Source organism: Brachyspira innocens ATCC 29796 (assembly GCF_000384655.1).
Lineage (GTDB): Bacteria > Spirochaetota > Brachyspiria > Brachyspirales > Brachyspiraceae > Brachyspira > Brachyspira innocens.
Window position 1 is genome coordinate 39,992 of sequence record NZ_ARQI01000127.1, and the last position, 22,559, is coordinate 62,550.

Sequence of the window (22,559 nt, forward strand, 5' to 3'; positions counted from 1 at the left end):
GATATTAGTTTATGTTAATAAAAAAAGTAAAAGAATTTTTTAAAAAGGATAATAGACCATTTGATTATGGTGCTGTTACTGAAGAGCATAGAAAAAAATATTATTCTAATCCTGAAAAACATCCTTATAGAAGAATGTTTTCTTACGCTATGAGGCATAAAAAATTATTTATACCTTCTTTTGTTTTAAGTGTTGGTTATACAATAATAAATATACTTCCTCCGTTTTTCGGACAAATGGCGATAGCTATAACAGGAGGAAAAAGAGTTGATATTTTGGATAAAATACCATTTGTTGCGGATTTAACGGCTAAATTTAGTAATATAAATACAAAAGATTTGGCACAGCAGTTTTTAACTACTGACTCTATTGCAAATCCTGTTATAATAGCACAGTTTACATTTATTATTATAATAGGATTTATTTATGTTTTATTTAGAGTAGGTTTTGACTATGTAAAGACTTTTCTTTTTGCTTTCACTGCTCAGGAAATAGGAAAAGATGTACGTGCTGATATGATGAAAGGTCTTCTTAATACTGACATAGCATATTTTAAACAGGAAAAAGAAGGTGATTTAATGAGCAGAGTTATTAATGAATCTGGTACGATAGAAAGTTTTTTATCTGGTACATTGCCTAATATGATAACTGTGCCTTTAACTTTAATACTTACATTATGTATGCTTTTGATATTAAATGTAAAACTTACTATAGCCTGTTTTGTGGCAGCACCTTTGATAGCTTTGGGTATAGACAAGGTTTCAAAACTAATAAGAACAAGAGTTACAGCACAGCAGAATTTTTTGGGAAGTACAACTTCTATTATTCAGGAAGATATAAGGGGAATAGAGGTTATAAAAATATTTTCTAAAGAGGATGCCGAAGTTTCAAGATATAAAACTTTATACAGTGAGCTTATTAATTTAATGAGAAAAATTAGTTTGCTTACTTCATTAAATAGACCTATGACAGAACTTGTAATGATAGTCGCTATGCTTATAATACTTGCTTACGGTGGATTTTTGATATTTAAAGGGGAAATGCCTTTTGAGTTTTTATGGGGATTTTTGCTTTATATGCTTAATATATCTACTCCTGTAAGGGATTTATCTGGTATAATTATAAATTTGCAAATGACTAAAATGATAGCTATGAGAGTTTTTGAAATTATAGATTTACCTGCAGAAAATGTTAATGATCCTACTAAAAAACAGATGAAACCTATAGAACATTCTATTACTTTTGAAAATGTAAATTTTGAATATCCTAGAAGAAGTGATGCAAAACCTTTTCATTTGGGACCTATTAGTTTTAATGTGAAGAAAGGAGATGTGGTTGCTTTTGTGGGTAATTCTGGAGGCGGTAAAACTACACTTATAAGTTTAATACCTAAATTATTTACTCCAAGCAGCGGAGTTATAAGATTTGATGGTATTGATATAAATGAATTAAATACTAGAAGTGTAAGAAATCAGATAGGCGTTGTATCACAGGAAAATATTTTATTTTACGGCACTGTAAGAGAAAATATTCTGTATGCTAATCCTGATGCTACCGATGATGATTTAGTGAGAGCAGCAAAAATAGCACATGCTGATGAGTTTATTCTTAAACTTCCTAATGGTTATGATACACATATAGGTCCTAGAGGTGTAATGTTATCTGGAGGTCAGCGTCAGCGTATAGCTTTGGCAAGAGCAGTAGTAAAAAAACCTTCTATACTTATACTTGATGAAGCTACTAGTGCATTAGATACAGAGAGTGAAATGTATGTTCAGAAAGCTTTAAATGAGATTATTAATCTTCAAACTACATTTGTTATAGCACACAGACTTTCTACTATAAAAAACGCTACTTATATATGTGTTGTTGAAAATGGTAAAATAATAGAGTCTGGAACACATGAAGAATTAATGAAAAGAGGCGGTAAGTATCAGTATTTATATTCTTTACAGTTTAGAGAATAGTTTTATTAATATTAAAAAGAGTTTGAAATGCCATTTATTTTTGAAAAATTAGATATAGAGGGGCTTTTTATAGCAGAGCCTAGAGTTTTTGGAGACAGCAGGGGATATTTTTTAGAAACTTATAGCGAAAAAGATTTTTTTGAAGCTGGTATTAATGAAAAATTTGTTCAGGATAATCAGTCAAAATCTACTAAAAATGTATTAAGAGGACTTCATTATCAGAAAAAATTCTGTCAGGCTAAATTGGTTAGAGTTTTGGAAGGCGAAGTATTTGATATTGCAGTAGATTTAAGAAATGATTCTACTACTTTTGGAAAATATTATGGAGTATTACTTACAGAAGAAAATAAAAAACAATTTTTTATTCCAAAGGGGTTTGCTCATGGTTTTATTGTTTTAAGTGAAACAGCAGTTTTTGCATATAAGTGTTCTGATTTTTATCACCCCGAAGATGAGGGCGGTATAATTTATAATGATAAAACTATTAATATAGACTGGACTTGTGATATTAATAATCTAATTGTTTCTGATAAGGATTTAAAATTGCCAAAGTTTGATAAAAATAAAAAATATTTCTCATTAGACGGTACTTGGATTGGAGAATAATTTTTATGATTTGGATTATTGGTAAAAATGGAATGCTTGCTAATGATATAATTAATGTATTTAATAAAAATAATACAGAATACATAGCAACAGCTTCAGATATAGATATTACGAATATAGATATACTTAATGATTTTGTAAAAGATAAAAATATCAAAACTATTATTAATTGTTCTGCTTATACAAAGGTTGATTTAGCAGAAGATGAAAAGGATATTTGTTATAAAGTTAATGGTGATGGCGTTAAAAATATATCTGAAATAGCATCAAATATTAAAGCTGATTTAATTCATTTTTCTACTGATTATGTATTTGATGGCGAAGCTAATAAACCATACACAGAGGAAGATAAAACTAATCCTATTAATGTTTATGGTAAAAGTAAACTTGAAGGTGAAAAATATGCATTATCATTAGAAAATTCTATTGTCATTAGAATATCTTGGCTTTATGGTATATATGGAAAAAACTTTGTATATACTATGATAAATTTGATGAACAGTAAAGATAGTATAAAAGTAGTTAATGATCAATTCGGTTCTCCAACACATACATTAGATGTAGCTTATACAGTTTTTGATATAATAAATAAAAAGAATTTTGATTATGGACTTTATCATTATACTAATGATGGTAATATTTCTTGGTATGATTTTGCAAAGGCTATATATAAAAAAGGAAAAGAGTTTAATATTATAAGTAATGACTGCATAGTAAATCAGTGTAATAGTGAAGAATATCCTACCAAAGCACAAAGACCAAAATATAGTGTTTTATCTATAGAAAAAATTAGAAAATATGCTAAAATATATGATTATGAGTATAGCTTAAATAAATTTTTTGATATATATAAAAATAAATAGTTATTGGAGTTTTTATGAAAGGAATAGTGTTAGCGGGAGGAAGCGGTACAAGGCTTTATCCTATGACAAATGTTATATCAAAACAGTTATTACCTGTATATGATAAGCCTATGATATATTATCCTTTATCTGTTTTGATGCTTGCTGGAATTAGGGATATACTTGTAATTTCAACTGAAAACGATACGCCTCTTTTCAAAAGATTATTACAGGACGGCAGTCAATGGGGTATTAATATAGAATATGCTATACAAAAGGAACCTAATGGACTTGCTGAGGCATTTATTATAGGTAAATATTTTATATCTAAAGATAATGTTTCTATGATACTTGGAGATAATATATTTTTTGGACAAAGTTTTACTCATATATTAGAAAGAAGTTCTAAAATTAATGATGGAGCTGTTATATTTGCTTATAGAGTTAAAGATCCAGAACGTTTTGGTATTGTAGAGATAGATGAAAATAATAATGCTATTTCAATAGAAGAAAAACCTAAAAATCCAAAATCGCCTTATGCTGTTACAGGCCTTTATTTTTATGATAATGATGTAATTAATATAGCTAAAAATATAAAACCATCTTCCAGAGGAGAATTAGAGATAACTGATGTTAATAAAGTTTATTTAGAAAATAAGAAATTAAAAGTTGAGGTATTAGGAAGAGGATTTGCTTGGCTTGATACTGGTACTAGAGATAGTTTATTAAGAGCTTCTGAGTTTGTTTCATCAGTTGAAAATGTTGAAGGTATGCAGATTGCCTGTCTTGAAGAGATAGCTTATAATAACGAATGGATTAATAAAGAAGATATTGATAAAATTGCTTTTAGATTAAAAAATACAGAATATGGAAATTATTTATTTAATTTAATAAAATAGTTATGGAGAATGTATGAGAAAGTTTGATACTGTTTTGGTAACTGGCGGATGCGGTTTTATAGGCACTAATTTTATTAAATATATTTTTGATAAAACTAATTATAAAATTATCAATATAGATGCCTTAACTTATGCTGGTAATATAAAAAATTTAATAGATATAGAAAATAAAGATAGATACTTTTTTGAGAGAGTAAATATTTGTGATGCTAAAAAAGTTAATAGTATATTTGAAAAGTATAAACCAGACTGTATAGTGCATTTTGCAGCAGAAAGTCATGTTGATCGTTCAATATTCGGTCCTAAAAATTTTATAGATACTAATATTATTGGTACATTTACATTATTAGAAGCTGCACGTAATTTATGGAAGGATAATTCAGACGGAAAACTTTTTCATCATATAAGTACAGATGAAGTTTACGGTTCATTATCAGATACTGGTTATTTTTATGAAACAACAGCATATGATCCTAGAAGCCCTTACTCTGCTTCAAAGGCTTCAAGCGATCATATTGTAAAAGCATATTATCATACTTATAATTTACCTGTTACAATATCTAATTGCAGCAATAATTACGGACCGTATCAATTCCCTGAAAAATTAATACCGCTTATGATATCAAATATTATTGAAGAAAAAGATTTGCCTGTTTATGGAGATGGTAAGAATATAAGAGACTGGATATTTGTTGAAGATCATAATAATGCTGTATTTGATATTATACATAATGGCAGAGTAGGTGAGACTTATAATATTGGCGGAGAAAATGAAATTACCAATATTGATATGGTAAATATTTTATGCGAAAAATTAGCTTATAAAATGAATAAAGATAAAGATTATTATAAAAAGTTAATAAAGTTTGTGAAAGATAGAGCAGGCCATGACAGGAGATATGCCATTAACTGCGATAAAATAAAAAAAGAATTAGGCTGGCAAAGACAATATGATTTTAATACTGCTATCGATATAACTATAGATTGGTATTTAAATAATAAAGAATGGGTATATGATGTCAAAAGCGGCGAATACCAAAAATGGATAGAATTAAATTATTCATCTAAGTAAAATAATAATATATGTGAGATATGATTATGAAAAAAAGAATAGCTATATTTGCTGGGTATGATAAAGACGGTATAGTAGATGATTATGTTGTTTATTATATAAAAGAACTTAAAAAAATAGCAGATATAATTTATGTATCTGATTGCAATATGCTTGATAGTGAATTAGAAAAAATATCTGATTATTGTATACATATAATAAATGGCAGGCATGAAGAATATGATTTTGGCTCTTATAAAAGAGGATATTTATACGCTAAAGAAAATAATATATTAAAAAACTATGACTATTTAATACTTTGTAATGATTCTTGTTATGGCCCTTTTTTTAATTTCCAAGAAATAGTAGAAAATATGGAAGGTAAAAATACTGATGTTTGGGGTATGTTTAAATTTTTAAAATGTGAAGGTTATGAAGAGCATTTACAAAGTTATTTTGTTTCAATGAAACAAAAAGTTTTTTTATCAAATTGGTATGAATATTTTATTCGTTCTATAAAAAAAGAATTGTCTAAAATTGATATTGTAAAAAAATATGAGATAGGTATGAGTGTATTATTCAAAGAACATGGATGCAGTATGTCATCATTTTTAGATTCTTCTATAAAAGAAAATGAAAATGATTGGAATGATTTAGTTTATACTAATGTGATTAAAACAATTATGTATGGGTTCCCGTTTTTAAAAGTTGGAAGAATGAAATATTATTCCATTGATGGATATTATATAGATTATATTAAAAATATTATTAGTTATATTAAGCATTCTTATGATATAAGCCTTATATGCAACAATTTAAATAGAACAGTAAAAATAAGATATGCTTGTATTTTTAAAAATAATATCTGCTTTGGTAATAAAATATTTAATATAAATGCAGCCTACAATAATATGAGATATAAAATAGTTTTTACTATTTTTAATAAAATGAAAATAACTATTTTTTTACCTAAATCATTAGTTTATAGAAAGAAGAAAGATTTTAATTTTTTATTAGATTTATAATTATTCCTGCTTAGTTTCAGTTGCTATGCTTAATCTTGTAAACCCAGCATTTTTTACACTGTCTATTACTGATATTAAAACCTGAGTTCTTACATCTTCGTCAGAGCGTATTTCTACAGGCTTTTCCAGTTCTCCTTCTGTACTTGCTAATTCTTTAAGGTTATTATCAAGATTTTCTACTTCATATCCGTTGATATACTGCTTGCCATCTTTGGATATGCTTATTATTATAGTTTCGTTTTTTTCAGCACCTACAGCTGAAGTAGATTTTGGCAGACTTATCTCTATTTGAGGAGTTTCTATGATAGTAGTACCCACCATGAAAAATATAAGTAAATTAAATACTATATCTATCATGGGGGTTAAATCTATTCCGCTTTTTATATCAAATCTTCTTCTGAACTTCATTTATAATTTTCCGTTTAAAGATATTTATTTGAATATTTATTCTACAGTTATAGTTCTTACATTGCTTAAAAAATGCTGACCTTTATATAGTATAGAAATTTTATAATCTCCTTTTCCATATTCAGCTTTAAAAGTTCTTCCTAATATACTGTTTCCCATATCTTTAACATCATATATAACATTTCCTATATAAGTTTTTCCGTCATCTCCAGTAATGCGTGCTTCTTTATCAGCCATTTCAACTGCAATTTTAAAATCAGTAAAAGCAGCACCATTTAATATTCTGTATTTCACAGTGATATCATCTTCATATTTGGCAGTAGGTGTAAAATCAACAGACTCAGCAACTATATCAGCAAATGTTACAGTAACGTATACTCCCACACCTCTTTTTACAGATCCTACTCCTATAGCATTAAAATTTTTATCTAATATATTTTTTTTGCTGTCTGGCGAAGCCATTAAATTTTTCACTATACTTTCAGCTGCTTTTTTATCTGTGAAAGGTATAACATCTAATTTTCCAAAACTCTCGCTTATATTTCCAACCATTTCTGGATATAATTTTACTTGTCTTGCTTTGGAATCTAATCCGTCTAAATCTATATTGCTGAAAAATTTATTTTTGGCCATATTATCAGCATGGTATAAAGCTAAAGAGTGAAGTCTTTGATTATTAGGAAGAGGAGGGAGAGATACTTTGCTTCTTTCTAAATTAATTAATCTGAATACTTCATCTTCTATTGTGTCGGCACTAAGTATTAAAGTTGATAAAAATATAAATATTACTACTAAACTTAACTTTTTCATTTTGTAATCTCCAATTTGATTATTTTTTTATAAAAAATATATCTTTATTATATAAATGCTATTTTACAGCAACATTGTAAAAAATAAAAGATAAAAAATAATAAAATGAGTAATAATAGATATATATTTATTATAGATAAAATTTATAATAAAAATTATACCATATATTTTTAATTTTACATGTATAAAAATACAAATTTTAGTATGTATGAAATATTTACGAATTGATTTTTTATATTTATAATGTATTATATTATGTAAAGTTTTATCTTATTTTTATTGGAGGGATTGTGAGGAAATATATTATATTGTTTATTTTTTCTATTATATTTTTAAACTCATGCGGGGTTGTGAGCAGTATACTTGGTGGAGATTATAATAATGCTGTATATGATGACGGAGTATTAACTTACTATGATGAATATAGTTCTTCTATGAAAGTATTCAAGGTTATAAATGAAAATAATAGAACAGAAACAAAAATATTTAGAGTATATGCAGAATCCGATAATTTGGCAATCTATGTGGAAAACGGAGCTAATGTACAAAGGAGTTCTGTGTCAAAAATAGGATCTGATTTTAATAAATATTATAGTGATTTAGTAAGTATATATGGAAATCATACAGATGTTGATAGGAATGGTAAAATAAATATTTTGCTATTTTCTATGAATCCTGCAGGAGCGTCTACTGTTACATTAGGTTATTTTTATGGAGCAGATTTATTATCAGGTTATTTTAATGATGCAGAAATATTATATATGGACTTAAATTATGTTAATAATTATCCTGAAATAATGTCTGGTACAATACTCCATGAGCTTCAGCATTTAATTAATTTTAATGTTAATGATATAAACAAAGGAAGATCTATGGACTTATGGCTAAATGAGTCACTTTCAGAATCTACTTCTATATTGTATAGCCCTACAACAACTTCTTCAAGAATAGATGAATTTAATTCTATGGGAGGATATTACTGTTTTTATACTTGGGAGCTTCCTATAAATGTATTTGCAAATTATCCTTCAGCTTCTGTGTTTATGAATTGGCTTTATAGTGCAAGCGGAAATGATAAAACTGTATTTAGAGATATAGCCTCTTCATCTCAGGTTAATGATTATAATAAAGTTATTAGTTCAGTTTCTAGCAGAGGTATAGCAAGCAGCTGGGAAGAATTATTATTGAACTGGATGGAAGGAGTATTTAGTTATCAGGTATCTGGTGTAAATCCAGTTTTGAGACATTCTGGTGAAACAGTGGCATTATATCCGGGTGCTTTGGTTGTTTATTATGGAACTTTGGGAAGTATTAGCGATAATAATTTGTCTACAAGAAAATTAAATTCTAATATTGAAATAGCTTTAAATAAAGATACATATGTAGGAGATAGTCCAAGTGCAGTAAATATACAAATACCAAATAGTATAAATGCTATGCAGTATAAATCATCTTCTCAAAGCAGTAAGCCGTATGTTCCTAAATATAGAAATATATTGTTTGATAAAGACGGAAATGTTAAGAAATATTAATGATATATTATTTCTTCGTTTAGAAAGTAAATAATAAAATAATATAATAAGACTTTAGATATTTATAATATTTAAAGTCTTTTTATTTTATTATGAACAACTATAATTTCTTAAAAATTAATTTTTTAAATTTAAAAGTTTGTATGGTTTTTGTATATCTAGTATGTGATTTTAAAAGACAAAACTATAATTAAAAAATTACAAATTAAAAACTATTAATAATTTTTTAAACTTTTAAATGCTTTTTATTGTATTTTTTGTTATATTTAATTAATGCAATAAAATAAAAATTCATTGATAAATATATACATTATGTTATAATAAGCTCAAATTATAATTATTAAAAACTATGGAGTCATTATATGAACGTATTGGTAATTAATTCAGGCAGTTCTAGCATTAAATATCAATTATTTGCTATGCCGGAAGCAAAAGTTTTAGCTAAAGGTCTTTTAGAAAAGATAGGCGAAGAAACAAGTGCATTAAAACACACAGCTGTAGAAAAAGGCAAAGAAAAAAAATTGGAACAAAAAGTTGCTGACCATAAAGCAGGTATGTCTTTGATTTTCTCTCTTCTAACAGATAAGGAAGTTGGCGTTATATCTGATATGAGCGAAATATCAGGTGTAGGTCACAGAGTTGTACATGGAGGAGAATCATTCAGCAAAAGTACTTTGATTACAGATGAAGCTATAAAAGCTATAGAAGCATGCTGTGATATAGCTCCTTTACATAATCCAGCTGGTTTGCAGGGTATAGCTGCTTGTAAAGAAATATTAAAAGATGTAAAAATGGTTGCTGTTTTTGATACTAGTTTCCATCAAACAATACCAGAATATGCCTATATGTATGCTGTTCCTCATGAATGGTATGATAAATATAAAATACGCCGTTATGGTTTCCATGGTACTTCACATAGATATGTTTACGGAGAGTTCTGCAAAGCTGTAAACAAACCTAATGCTAATGTTATAGTTTGCCATTTAGGTAATGGTGCAAGTGTAACTGCTGTAAAAAACGGAGAATCAGTAGATACAAGTATGGGTTTAACTCCATTAGAAGGTTTAGTAATGGGTACTAGATCTGGAGATATGGATCCTGCTGTTGCTACTTTTGTTATGGCTAAAGAAAATTTATCTCCAAAAGAAATGGATAATATTTTAAATAAAAAAAGCGGACTTTTAGGAGTTTCTGGAGTAAGCAATGATATGAGAAACTTGGAAGAGGCTTCTAAAACCAATCATAAAGCTGAACTTGCTATACAAATGTTCTGCTACAGAGTAAAAAAATACATAGGTGCTTATATGGCTGCTCTTGGTCATCTTGACGGTATTGTATTTACTGGCGGTATAGGTGAAAATAGTGCCAGCATTAGAGGAAGAATACTTGAAGGTTTAGATGAGCTTGGTATTAAATGCGATGCTGATAAAAACTCTAAAGCTAGAGGATGTGCTAGTTTTGAAAAAGACGGTGCTGCTATTAAACTTTATGTTATAGCTACTGATGAAGAAAAAGCTATAGCTATGGATACTTATAATATAGCATTGAAATAATTTTTGTTTATAAAAATATAAATAATAAATATTAAAATTGATAGGGTATCTTTTATTATGAAAGATGCCCTATTTTTAAGGTTTTTTATGATATTAAATTTAGATAGTCTGAAAAAATCTATAGTGGCATTAGAAAAATCAATCAATGTATATAATAGAATTAAAACAGATGATGAAGATTTAATACTTACAATAAGATCTGGAGTAATAAAGAACTTTGAAATAGCTTTTGAACAAAGTTGGAAATTTATACAAAGATGGCTCAATGAGAATATAAATCCAGACATAACTAGCGGCATAACTAAAAAAGAATTATTCAGATTGGCAGCTAAACATTTACTTATAGATGATGTTGAAAAATGGATAAGATTTAAAGATGCTAGAAATTCTACTTCTCATATTTATTCAAATGAAGTTTCTATGGAAGTAATTAATGAAGCAGTAGCATTTTTACCTTATGCCAAATATCTTTTAAAACGTTTAGAGGAAAATAATGAATGATTAGCCTAACTGAAAATGAAATTCAAATTATCAAAGATATTCTAAAAAAACATATAAAATACGGAAAAGTATATTTATTTGGTTCAAGAGTAAAAGGTACAAATAAAAAATTTTCAGATATTGATATAGTTATAGATATTAATACCAAATTATCATTAAATGAGATGTCAAGAATAAAAGATGATTTTGAGGAAAGTGATTTAATTTATATTGCTGATATCATTGATTATAATACTGTAGATAATAGTTTTAAGAGCATTATAGATAATGAAAAAGTATTAATATATGAAACTATCTAAAATTAAAATATTTTAATTAGTTAATCATATTTTTTTTCGATATTAAAAAATAATAATTTTTAATATTATAAAGCCAATTATAAAAATTGTGAGCATATAGCAAATTCATTTGCTATATATTTTTAGCGAACAATTTTTATTAGCAATAATAAAAAATAATAATTTTAAGTTGGGAATATGATTTTATGAGAAAGAATATATTAATCACTGTTTTTTTATTTATAATAATTTGTTTTTCTGTATCTTGCGGTAAAGAACCTAAAAATATTTTAAATGAAATAACAGTTTCTGTAGGTCCAGAACCCCAGACAATAGATCCTACTATAAACTCAGCAGTAGATGCCATGATATATACAACGCATTTATTTGAAAATCTCACAATTAAAGATGAAAATGGCAATATAATACCAGGTGCTGCTGAAAGCTGGACATCATCAAATAATAACACAATATATATATTTAATATTAGAAGCAATGCTAAATGGTGCGATGGAATGGACGTAACTGCAGATGACTTTGTTTATGCTTGGAAAAGAATAGTTGATCCTAAAAACGGAGCATCGTATTCTATACTTTTAGATGTTATAAAGAATGCAAGCGATATTATGATGGAAAATAAAGATAAAGATACATTAGCAGTTAAGGCATTAGATGATAAAACTTTATATGTAGAGTTAGAATATCCAGTACCATATTTTCCAGAGATGGCGGCTCATACTGCATATACACCTTTGCGTGAAGATATTGTAAGTCAAGATGAAGACGGCTGGACTTTAAAAACGGATACTATGGTTGGCAACGGAGCTTTTCAGATTGTACGATGGGAACATAATTCAAGATTAGTAGTACGAAAAAATACTGATTATTGGAATTATAAAGAGATTAAGCCTGATATAATAAATTTTGAGTTTATAGATAATGATAATACAGCAATGTCTGCAATTTTAAACGGAGAGATCTCTTTTTATCATAATGCCCCTATTAATGACAGAGCAAAACTTATTGAAGATGGAGTTGCTAGGGTAGTTCCTAATGTATCACTTTATTTTTATGAAGTTAATCATAAAAAAGCACCTTTTAATGATGCTAGAGTGAGGAAAGCTATTTCTTTAGCTATAGATAGGGAATATATAGTAAATAATATAATGAATGCTGGAGAGAAACCTGCAGCTGCTATAGTACCTTATAATATAAAAGATGTTTATGGTACTAATGATTTCAGATATCAAAAAGACGGATATTTTTCTGTTAATAGTGAAGATTATCAGAAAAATGTTGAAGAGGCTAGGGCTTTGCTTGCAGAGGCTGGATATCCTAATGGTGAGGGTTTTCCAGTATTTGAATTTTTAACTAATCCCGGATTTCATGTAACTATTGCAGAAAGTGTGCAGTCTATGCTTAAAGAGGCACTTAATATAGATATGGTAATAAGGCAGGAAGAATGGGCTGTACTGCTTCAGACTAGAAGAGATGGAAATTTTGATATGGCTAGACAGGGCTGGATAGGCGGATATAACAGTCCTCAGGCATTTTTATCTTTGGTAAAAACAGGTTATGTTCTTAATGAGGGAAGATATAGTAATGCTGAATTTGATAAGGCATTGTATGATGCGGCATTCTCTCAAAGTGATTTAGAGCGAAGCGAATATCTGCATAAAGCCGAAAGCATAGCTATGGACGATATGGCTATTATACCTATATTCTATTATTCTGGTACTGTTATGCAAAGTAAAAATCTTAATGATGTGATTTATGATATATTTGGAATATATAATTTTAGTAAGGCATATATGTCAGAGTAAATTATATTATAATTTTTTACAATTATAATTACATAGTGTTTTTATATAAAAATGATAATAGAGAATACATATGAATGAAGATATTAAGTTTATAACAGATTTTCTAAAATGCGATTATGAGATACTTGAGGGCGGACTTGAAGATGATACTGATATAATGAATTGGTATAAAGAAAATCTTGAAAAAGGAAAAAAAGAAGGATATACCCCTTTAATTATAATACCAAGTGAGGTGCTTACTGAGGCAATAGAGTGTTTTTTGGAAGATAATGACTGCGATATAGAAGATTCAAGAAAATTAATAAATGAGTATATAGAAAAGTCAAAGTATATAGACTATAAAAAATATTTAAATCAAAATATAGAAGATATTTATGAGGATAAAGAATATATTGAAGAGATAAACAAATCATTCAATGCCCCTATAGAAGGTGGATTTGAAGTATTTGATAGTTTTGGTTCATATTATGATTATGAAACTAAAAGTACTGTTGATTTAATATTAGCAAAAATTCCTACTCTTAATCCTTATGAATTGGCATGTTATATCCCTATGGGAGGCTTTAATGATTGTCCTAACCCAGAGACACAGACAGCTATTTTCAAATATTGGTATGAAAAATATAATGCTTATCCTGCAGTAGTAGGATATGATACTTGGGAGATTTTTGTTCAAAAACTTCCTAATACAGAAGAAGAGGCTAGAGAGCTTGCTATAGAACATTATTATTTTTGTTTGGATAGGATTGATCAATACAGCGAAAATTATGATCATGGAAAATTGGCAGGCACATTATTAAAATCTAATGTTTGGTATTTTTGGTGGGATTAATATTTAATATACTTGTTTTAAAACATATTGACATATATATTTTGTAATTTTTTAAATTATATATTTAAGCTTTTAAAATCCAGTTTTTTCAATGACTATAACTATATTTGTTTGAAGATATTTTGTATTCTTCAAATATTAAAAAACATATATAATTCACTAAATTAAAAATAATATGAATAAGTTTTAAAACAAGTTTGATATATTTTATGTATATTTTCTTATATTTGAATAAACTGTATGAACTGAAATATGAAGTTTTTCAGCTAATGCTTCCACAGAACCTTTTAATTGAAAAAATCCTATTTTATGAAGTTTTAATATGATCTGTTTATTTTTTTCCTGATTTGGTATCGACATATCAAGTATTATATCATTAATATTTTTATTAAGTATAGATTTTATCATATCATCAATATTTGAACTATAGTTTTCAGAATGAGTATGTTCTTCACTTTCATTTTTATTTATAGAAAATTGTTTCATAAAATCTATGAGACTTACTTCCATATTTATATTGATGCATAGTAAGCCGATTAATTTGTCTTTATTTTTTATAGGTATTGTAACGGATTTGCATCTGTCTCCATTTGGAAATTTTGATTCATAAGATTCTAAAAATTTTTTATCTTTATGTACTGAATTTATGAGCTCTAAAGCTAAATCGGTTATTGGAGCTCCTACATCTCTTGAAGAATTATGCCCGTTTTCTATGAATAAAACAGCATGTTCATAATTATCTAATGAATGAACTAATACCTCGCAATATGTTCCAAATATATTTGCTATTCCTTTTACAGCATTTTCATATGATTGTATTATAGCTCTATCCGTATCATCTAATACTACAGAACCAGACTTAGTATAATTATCCATAAAATTACCCCATTAATTATTATTAAATGTATTATATCTTATAATTATATAAAAAACAAATATGCCATACGTTTTTATGATAAAATATAAAAATAATATATAAACTATCAAATTTTGTTGACAGTATAAACTATTTGTATATACTATATTATATATATTGATATATTTAATTAAGGAATATTTTATGACAATAGAAGAATTTAACAGCAAGTATTTAGTAAACAGAGAAGGTACAAACTCTCAAAAATGGGACACAATAAAGGACAGGAGATTTAAAGTAGGCGGACTTATACCTATGTGGGTGGCAGATATGGAATTCAGAGCTCCTGATGAAGTAATAGAGGCTTTAAACAAGAGAGTAAATCATGGGGTTTTTGGATATACTGTTTTGTGGGACAGTTATTTTGAAGCATTTTTTAACTGGCAGAAGAAAAGATATAATATAGACTTAAAAGAAGAATGGATAAATTTTTCAACTGGACTTGTAACAGCATTATATTGGCTAGTTAATGCATATACAAATAAAGGCGACAGTGTAGTAATACTTACTCCTGTTTATTATCCTTTTCATAATGCAGTTAAAGATAATGAAAGAAATTTGATTAAATGCGAGCTAAAAAATGATAACGGAGTATTTTCTATAGATTTTGAAAAGTTAGAAGATGATATAGTAAAAAATAATGTAAAATTAATGATATTCTGCAATCCTCATAATCCGGCTGGAAGGGTATGGACTGATGAAGAAATAGATAAAACTTTTGATATATGTAAAAGACATAATGTGTATATTGTTTCTGATGAAATTCACCAAGATATAAATTTGGGTTATCGTCCTTTTATTTCAGCACTTTCTATAAAAAATAAAGATAAATATATGGACAGATTAGTTGTTTTAACTTCTCCTTCAAAAACATTTAATTTGGCATGTCTTTTAAACTCTCATATAGTTATACCAGATGAGAAAATGAGAGAAAAATATAATAAATTTGTAAATACGGTTAATAGAACAGAATTAAGTTTACTTGGTATGGTAGCAGCAGAAGCAGCATACAGATACGGAGAAGATTGGGTTGACGGACTTTTAAAAACAATAAGACGCAATTATGAATATATAAGAGATGAATTAAAAGCAAAAGTTCCAGAAATAATAACAAGCCCTTTGGAAGGTACTTATTTGCCTTTTATAGATTTAAGAAAAGTTGTTAATCCAGATAGAGTAAAAGAGTTTATACAAGATGACTGTAAAATAGCTATAGATTTTGGTGAATGGTTTTCTGATAATTGTAAGGGATTTATAAGAGTTAATGTGGCAACTGATTTTAAATATATAGAAGAGTTTGTAAATAAAGTATCTTCACAATTAAAAAATAAAAATTATAAATAAAAAATAGGAGGCATAATATGAAAAGTTCTTTCTGGAAAAATTACAGATTTCCTATACTTTTAGTTTCTGGAGTAGTAATCGGAAGTATATTGGGTATAATACTAAAGGAAAAAGCTGCCGTATTAAAACCTTTTGGGGATGTTTTTATTAATATACTTTTCACAGTAGTTGTTCCTTTAATATTTTTATCTATTACCAACTCTATCATTCAGATGGACGATATGAAAAGATTAGGAAAAATAGTGGCTTCAATGTTTGTAGTGTTTATTATTACTGGACTTATTGCCGCAACTATAATGATAATTACAGTAAGAGTATTTAATCCAGCTGAAGGTTTCCAAATTCCTATAACTCAGGTAGAAGAGCCTAATCCTCCTAAAGTATCAGAACAGTTGGTAAAAATGATAACAGTTACAGATTTTAAAGATTTGCTTTCTATAAGCAACATGCTTCCTCTTATAGTATTTTCTTTATTCTTTGGTTTTTCTATAAAGCTAGTAGGAGAAAAAGCCAAACCACTTGTTGCTGTTATTGACGGTGCTACATTGGCATTGATGAAATTGGTAAGTATTATAATGTATTATGCTCCTATAGGTTTGGGTGCTTATTTTGCCAATTTAGTAGGAAAGTTCGGACCAGAATTGATAGGTACTTATGCCAGAGCATGTGCGGTTTATTATCCTGCTGCATTTTTATATTTTATTATTTTCTTCCCTATATACGGTTATATTGCCGCTGGAAAATATGGTGTAAAATCTATGAAGCATTTGATAACTCCTATGATAACATCATTATCAACTCAAAGTTCTATTGCTACACTTCCTATAAACTTGGAAGCATCTGAAAAAATAGGAATAAGTGAAGATGTTAGAAATATAGTTTTACCTATAGGTGCAACTGCTCATATGGACGGAACTTGTTTGAGCGGAATCTTAAAAATAGCTTTTCTTTACGGTGTATTTGGAATGAATTTTACAGGTATTGATGTTTGGGTTGGTTCTATAGTATTTGTAGTGCTTGCTGGTATGGCTAACGGTGCAATACCGGGCGGAGGACTTATCAGTGAAATGTTAATAGTTTCTATATACGGTTTTCCTCCAGAGGCTTTCCCTCTAATAGCTACTATTGGTATACTAGTTGACCCTCCTGCTACTATGGTTAATTCTGTTGGTGATAATGTGGCTGGTATGTTAGTTTCAAGAATAGTTGAAGGAAAAGATTGGTTTAAACATGCTATTAATGGCTCTAATTAAGAAATAAATATTTATTGCTATTATTTTTTATGTGTTTACTTTTATAATATATCCTATAAAAAGTTATTAAAAAAGCGGCTTAAGATTAATTAATATCTTGGCCGCTTATTTAATTTATAATAGATTAAAATTAGTCGTCAAATTTTTGTCCCATAATTTGACCATTGCCTGATACCATAACTTCCATCATATTATTTAATTTTATTTTGTAGTTTCCCCATTCTTTTTCAGCATCTATTATAGCAGCCTGAGGATAAGCATTTTTTACAGCCTGCACAACAGCAGGTGGAAAAGCAGCATCTGGTATAGGAGCATATTCACTGTCTATATTTTCCCAATCACCATTTCCTAAAAAGTCTATAGATACTCCGTTTGATAATTTAACGTCAAATTTTCTTCCGTCTCTTTCCACTTTCCATATCTGAACACCAGGAAATACTCTCTGTATAAATGATGTAGCATTTGCAGGTAAAGCAGAAGGTGGAACTACCCAGTCATCAGCAAAAAGACTTGAAGCTGATAATACCATTAATGATAAAAATAAAATAGATAATTTTTTCATGAGTTACTCTCCTTAATTTGTTATTTATAGTCTGTAAATTATCTTTACAATTATAAGTATAGCATTTTTTCAATAATTGTCAAGTTTATTTACAATTATTTTACTATTTTTTACATAAAATTTTATTTTTGTTATATATTTTTTATCTTTTTTATAAATTCTCTTAAATCTTTTGCTAGAGGAGCTTTCACTTTTATTAATTTATCAGTAATAGGGTGATTAAACTCCAAACTATAAGCATGCAAAGCCTGTCTATGAAAAAATCCCTCAGGTATAATATCTTTTTCTATAAAATCATCAAAAACTTTTGGACCATATTTCCCGTATATTTTATCCCCAACCATATAAAGATTTTTTGAATAAAGATGAACCCTAATCTGATGCATTCTTCCAGTATATAATCTTGCCATAACAACAGCATAATCACCAAAACGTTTGATAGTTTTGAATGCAGTTTTTGAATATTTTGAACCTTCTATATTTTCTTTATGCAAAGTTTGAAAACGTCTGTAATATTTATGTCCGCTTTCAAGCATATATCCTTCTACTATAAAATTATCTTCAATATTCTGAGCATTTTCTACTACAGCAATATAAGTTTTTTTTATTTTCTTTTTAGTATTTTTTCTCCTTGCAATCATAGCACAGAATTTAGATGCTGTTTCATGTCCTCTTGACATAACAACACAGCCGCTTGTTTCTCTGTCTATTCTATTTAACATGTTTATATTGCAATTAAGCATTTGTTTGACAATGGTATGAAGTGTATTATGATAATATTTACCAGATGGTATGACTGGAAGATTAGCTGGTTTATTTGCTATTATTAGATCTCCATCATCATATATGATAGTAACATTTTTATCAACTTCAGGTTCTTTCATTCCTATAATATGGTACTCTATTTCATCACCTTTGTTTACAGTTCTAGTATATTTTACTTTTCTTCCGTTTAAAAGTACCAAACCTTGTCCTATTAAATCCTGCCATTTATTTCTTGAATAATAAGAAAATCTATCGCCCATATATTTATCTAATCTTATACTATAATCAATATTTTCTTCTATACGGCATTTTCTTACAACAGATTTTTGGTATATGTCTTCTGTGTTTAAATGCAATTTATTTTTAGCTTTTTTCATATTATTTATTATACTTAAAAAATAATATTCTGTCAAAACATTATAAAAACGGGCAGAAGCTAGAATTAAGCCCCGCCCGCAACAAACAAACTTTAAACAAACTTTTATATTATTGTACCGCTTTTTACTATTGTATTTTTTGGAATTATTACTATACCGTCTCTTATACAGTAAAATTCACTGTCCTGATGCTGTATTTTCTTTTTATTGGTAATAACAACATCATTTCCTATTCTAACATTTTTATCTATTATTACATTTTTAAGAGTGCATTTTTTACCTATACCTATTTTAGGGATATGACGCACATTAAGTCTTTCAATATCATCATTGTCTTCATAATAGTCACTTCCCATCATAACAACTCTTTCCAAAGTAGAGCCGCTTTGAACAACAGAACGTACACCTATTACACATTCTTTAATAGTTGCATTCTCTATTCTGCATCCATCAGCTATTATACTTGAAGTTACATTTGCTTTTTCAACTTTTGAAGGTGATAAGTAGCGTACATGAGTATATATAGGGGCATTTTCATCATAAAAATCAAATGGAGGATTTTTACTTCCAAAAGATATATTAGCCTCAAAATATGCCTTAATAGTTCCTACATCTTCCCAATATCCTTGGAATGCATAGCTGTAAACTTTATATTTTTTAATAGCTTCAGGTATTATATCTTTACCAAAATCTATCATAGATACATCGGCTAAAAGTTCTTTAAGTACGCTGTGTCTGAATACATAAATACCCATAGAAGCCAAATATTCTTTATTAGGGTCTTCTATGTTAAACATTTTCTTTTGTTCTTCGCTTAGTTTTAAAGCATCAAGGGCTTCATCTTCTTTAGGTTTTTCATGGAAATTGGTGATTTGACCTCTTTTATTAACAAGCATAACACCAAAACCTTTAGCATCTTCTCTTACTACTGGAACAGTACCTACTACTATATCGGCACCAGTTTCTAGCATATGCTGAAGCATAACATTATAATTCATACGGTAAACTTGGTCGCCTGAAAGTATAACAACATTATTAACAAATTCATTGTCAAAGTGAGCAAGATTTTTTCTAACAGCATCAGCAGTACCTTGATACCAGTCTATATTAGTATCAGTCTGCTCAGCTGCAAGTATACTTACATGACCGCCAGAGAAGTTATCGAATCTATAAGCATTGTATATGTGATTGTTTAAAGAAGCACTATTAAATTGTGTAATTACATAAATATTTCTAAATCCGCTGTTAATACAGTTGGATACTGGTATGTCTATCATTCTGTATTGACCGCCTAAAGATACTGCAGGTTTAGAGCGTGCTTTTACTAATGGATAAAGTCTTGTTCCCCTTCCTCCTCCGAGTATCAAGGCAACAGTATTAAATGCTCTCATAAAAAACTCCAATATTTGTTTTATACTAAAAATTCATATATTATAAGTATAGTAAAAAAAATATAACTTTTCAAGATTTTACAATATATTAAAATGTTTTAAGGCATTATAAATACCGTCATTATCAACATCATCAGTAATATAGTCAGCCACAAGTTTTACTTCTTTATTGGCATTACCCATAGCTACACCTATAGCAGAATGCTCTATCATAGTGATATCGTTACCTCCGTCCCCGAAAGCCATAGTTTCAGATATATCTATTTTATAATGTTCTATAATCTTATCCATTCCTATATGCTTTCCGCCGCCTTTGGTATTAACATCAGTAAAAGCTGGGTGCCATCTGCTGGATTCGCAGTTTTTGAATATATTTTTCATAAGTTCTTTTTCTTTTTTTTCATCTACAAATAAATTTATCTGCAAAATATCATCTATATTTTGTTCTAAAAACTCATAATAATTGTCTACAGCAGGTATTGGGAGGTTTATTGATTTTGAAACTTCTTCTACTTCTTTTGTAACATAATTAATAAATATTCCGCTATTCATCATAATAGAGCAGGGGAACTTTTCTTTATTTTTTAGATAATCTATTAAAGAATAAATTTCCTCTCTTGCTATAGAATGTCTGTAAATGGACTTTTCTCCTATATAGCAGTCAAAACCATTTGCTGTTATATAGCCGTCAAACTCTAAATTATCCAAATTATTTATATGCTTTTTTATTCTTCCAGTTGCTATAAATATTTTTATTCCTTTATCTTTTAATTGTCTTATAGCTTCTTTTGAAGAATCTGAAACTTTATGCGTATTAAAACTAACCAAAGTACCGTCTATATCAAAAAATACTGCTTTTATCATAATAAAAAATCCTTAAATTATATAACTAATCTATTAAATTAAAATGCTTAAGTGCTTTATAAACCCCTTCATCATCAACACTTTCTGTAATATAGTCAGCTGCTTCTTTTACATTATCATTAGCATTTCCCATAGCTACACCTATAGCGGCATGCTTAATCATTCCTAAATCATTTCCTCCGTCTCCGAAAGCCATTGTTTCGGATAAGTCTATTTTATAATGCTCTATAATCTTATCTATCCCTATATCTTTTCCGCCGCCTTTAGGATTAACATCAGCAAATGAAAAATGCCATCTGCTTGATATGCTGTTTTTTAGTATGTTGTCCATTAAATATTTTTCTTTATTCTCATCTACAAATATATTAAGCTGAACAATTTTTTCATAATTATTTTTTATATATTCATTAAAATCTATAGTTTTTGGAACTTTTACATTAGCCATACCATAAAGCATATTGATAACATCATCAGCATAATTGAGAAATATGTTATCGGTTGTTATAACAGTGCAAGGAAATCTGTCATTATTAAGATAGTTCATCAAAGAAAATAAATCATCTTTATTTATTGAAACTTTATATATTTCTTTCATACTGTTATTTTCTTTAACTATACAACTGCATCCGTTAAGTAATATAAATCCATCAAACTCTAAATCATCTAAATTATCTATTTGAAATAAAGCTCTGCCGCTTGCTATAAAAATTTTTATACCTTTTTCTCTAAGTTCTCTAATAGCTTTTTTAGATAGTTCAGATATTTTGTGTGTATTAAAACTAACTAAAGTACCGTCTATATCAAAAAATACTGCTTTTATCATTGTAATAACCCATCATATTATTTATTTTTTCGAGAAATATTATAATACAAGAGAAAAAGTTTTTCAAATATTTTTTAGGAATAAAATATATTAAATTTATTTAACAATTATTTTTTTGATTATTAAAATAAAATTGA

The 22,559-nt window shown here is 27.9% G+C and carries 22 protein-coding genes; 14 read left to right on the top strand and 8 right to left on the bottom strand.

Annotation, left to right across the window (positions count from 1 at the left end; translation table 11 throughout):
* Positions 1-11: 11 nt before the first annotated feature.
* From F811_RS0113185 to F811_RS0113210, 6 genes are read left to right on the top strand one after another with little or no spacing between them, the layout of a single operon-like run.
* Positions 12-1,967, top strand: coding sequence for an ABC transporter ATP-binding protein (locus tag F811_RS0113185; protein WP_020005706.1), 1,956 nt, complete (start codon positions 12-14; stop codon positions 1,965-1,967).
* Between the two features lie 27 nt (positions 1,968-1,994).
* Positions 1,995-2,573, top strand: coding sequence for a dTDP-4-dehydrorhamnose 3,5-epimerase (gene rfbC / locus F811_RS0113190; RefSeq protein ID WP_020005707.1), 579 nt, complete (start codon positions 1,995-1,997; stop codon positions 2,571-2,573).
* A gap of 5 nt (positions 2,574-2,578) precedes the next feature.
* Entirely contained in the window at positions 2,579-3,436 is an 858-nt protein-coding gene (gene rfbD, locus F811_RS0113195; protein WP_020005708.1) for a dTDP-4-dehydrorhamnose reductase, read from the top strand.
* A 14-nt stretch (positions 3,437-3,450) separates the two neighbouring features.
* Entirely contained in the window at positions 3,451-4,314 is an 864-nt protein-coding gene (gene rfbA, locus F811_RS0113200; protein WP_020005709.1) for a glucose-1-phosphate thymidylyltransferase RfbA, read from the top strand.
* Between the two features lie 13 nt (positions 4,315-4,327).
* Positions 4,328-5,386 (top strand): dTDP-glucose 4,6-dehydratase, encoded by a 1,059-nt coding sequence (gene rfbB / locus F811_RS0113205; protein WP_020005710.1) that lies wholly within the window; start codon positions 4,328-4,330, stop codon positions 5,384-5,386.
* 26 nt (positions 5,387-5,412) lie between these two features.
* Entirely contained in the window at positions 5,413-6,390 is a 978-nt protein-coding gene (locus tag F811_RS0113210) for a rhamnan synthesis F family protein (protein WP_020005711.1), read from the top strand.
* Here the strand turns inward: F811_RS0113210 and F811_RS0113215 are convergent, their stop codons facing one another.
* Positions 6,391-6,798, bottom strand: a complete 408-nt coding sequence (locus F811_RS0113215) for an ExbD/TolR family protein (RefSeq protein ID WP_020005712.1) — start codon at positions 6,796-6,798, stop codon at positions 6,391-6,393.
* Positions 6,799-6,834: 36 nt separating this feature from the next.
* The gene (locus tag F811_RS0113220; RefSeq protein WP_020005713.1) at positions 6,835-7,608 is read right to left on the bottom strand and encodes a CAP domain-containing protein; all 774 of its coding nucleotides are present in this window, start codon (positions 7,606-7,608) and stop codon (positions 6,835-6,837) included.
* 290 nt (positions 7,609-7,898) lie between these two features.
* On the opposite strand from F811_RS0113220, the gene F811_RS0113225 reads away from it, so the two are divergent.
* The 6 genes from F811_RS0113225 to F811_RS0113250 all read left to right on the top strand — a co-directional run bounded on the left by F811_RS0113225 (position 7,899) and on the right by F811_RS0113250 (position 14,127).
* Positions 7,899-9,140 carry a hypothetical protein gene (locus tag F811_RS0113225; protein WP_020005714.1) on the top strand — a complete coding sequence of 414 codons (1,242 nt, stop codon included), beginning with the start codon at positions 7,899-7,901 and terminating at the stop codon, positions 9,138-9,140.
* A 362-nt stretch (positions 9,141-9,502) separates the two neighbouring features.
* Positions 9,503-10,693 carry an acetate/propionate family kinase gene (locus F811_RS0113230; RefSeq protein ID WP_020005715.1) on the top strand — a complete coding sequence of 397 codons (1,191 nt, stop codon included), beginning with the start codon at positions 9,503-9,505 and terminating at the stop codon, positions 10,691-10,693.
* Between the two features lie 57 nt (positions 10,694-10,750).
* Positions 10,751-11,194, top strand: coding sequence for an HI0074 family nucleotidyltransferase substrate-binding subunit (locus F811_RS0113235; protein ID WP_020005716.1), 444 nt, complete (start codon positions 10,751-10,753; stop codon positions 11,192-11,194).
* Positions 11,191-11,493, top strand: a complete 303-nt coding sequence (locus F811_RS0113240; RefSeq protein WP_020005717.1) for a nucleotidyltransferase family protein — start codon at positions 11,191-11,193, stop codon at positions 11,491-11,493. The genes F811_RS0113235 and F811_RS0113240 overlap by 4 nt, the downstream gene beginning before the upstream one ends.
* Positions 11,494-11,678: 185 nt before the next feature.
* A complete protein-coding gene (locus tag F811_RS0113245) occupies positions 11,679-13,295 on the top strand; it encodes a peptide ABC transporter substrate-binding protein (RefSeq protein ID WP_020005718.1) in 1,617 nt (538 codons plus the stop codon).
* A gap of 70 nt (positions 13,296-13,365) precedes the next feature.
* Positions 13,366-14,127 (top strand): DUF4253 domain-containing protein, encoded by a 762-nt coding sequence (locus F811_RS0113250; RefSeq protein WP_020005719.1) that lies wholly within the window; start codon positions 13,366-13,368, stop codon positions 14,125-14,127.
* Positions 14,128-14,334: 207 nt separating this feature from the next.
* On the opposite strand, the gene F811_RS0113255 is transcribed toward F811_RS0113250, so the two are convergent.
* Positions 14,335-15,003 (bottom strand): helix-turn-helix transcriptional regulator, encoded by a 669-nt coding sequence (locus F811_RS0113255; RefSeq protein WP_020005720.1) that lies wholly within the window; start codon positions 15,001-15,003, stop codon positions 14,335-14,337.
* 184 nt (positions 15,004-15,187) lie between these two features.
* On the opposite strand from F811_RS0113255, the gene F811_RS0113260 reads away from it, so the two are divergent.
* Entirely contained in the window at positions 15,188-16,387 is a 1,200-nt protein-coding gene (locus tag F811_RS0113260) for a MalY/PatB family protein (protein ID WP_020005721.1), read from the top strand.
* 17 nt (positions 16,388-16,404) lie between these two features.
* Positions 16,405-17,640 (top strand): dicarboxylate/amino acid:cation symporter, encoded by a 1,236-nt coding sequence (locus F811_RS0113265; protein ID WP_020005722.1) that lies wholly within the window; start codon positions 16,405-16,407, stop codon positions 17,638-17,640.
* 130 nt (positions 17,641-17,770) lie between these two features.
* On the opposite strand, the gene F811_RS0113270 is transcribed toward F811_RS0113265, so the two are convergent.
* The 5 genes from F811_RS0113270 to F811_RS0113290 form a co-directional block, all read right to left on the bottom strand.
* Positions 17,771-18,202 carry a PepSY-like domain-containing protein gene (locus F811_RS0113270; protein ID WP_020005723.1) on the bottom strand — a complete coding sequence of 144 codons (432 nt, stop codon included), beginning with the start codon at positions 18,200-18,202 and terminating at the stop codon, positions 17,771-17,773.
* A 131-nt stretch (positions 18,203-18,333) separates the two neighbouring features.
* Positions 18,334-19,344, bottom strand: a complete 1,011-nt coding sequence (locus tag F811_RS0113275) for an RluA family pseudouridine synthase (protein WP_020005724.1) — start codon at positions 19,342-19,344, stop codon at positions 18,334-18,336.
* Positions 19,345-19,448: 104 nt separating this feature from the next.
* The gene (locus F811_RS0113280; RefSeq protein WP_020005725.1) at positions 19,449-20,735 is read right to left on the bottom strand and encodes a glucose-1-phosphate adenylyltransferase; all 1,287 of its coding nucleotides are present in this window, start codon (positions 20,733-20,735) and stop codon (positions 19,449-19,451) included.
* A gap of 78 nt (positions 20,736-20,813) precedes the next feature.
* A complete protein-coding gene (locus F811_RS0113285; protein ID WP_020005726.1) occupies positions 20,814-21,599 on the bottom strand; it encodes a Cof-type HAD-IIB family hydrolase in 786 nt (261 codons plus the stop codon).
* A 25-nt stretch (positions 21,600-21,624) separates the two neighbouring features.
* On the bottom strand, positions 21,625-22,422 hold the full coding sequence (locus tag F811_RS0113290; protein WP_020005727.1) for a Cof-type HAD-IIB family hydrolase: 798 nt from the start codon (positions 22,420-22,422) through the stop codon (positions 21,625-21,627).
* Between the last annotated feature and the right edge of the window lie 137 nt (positions 22,423-22,559).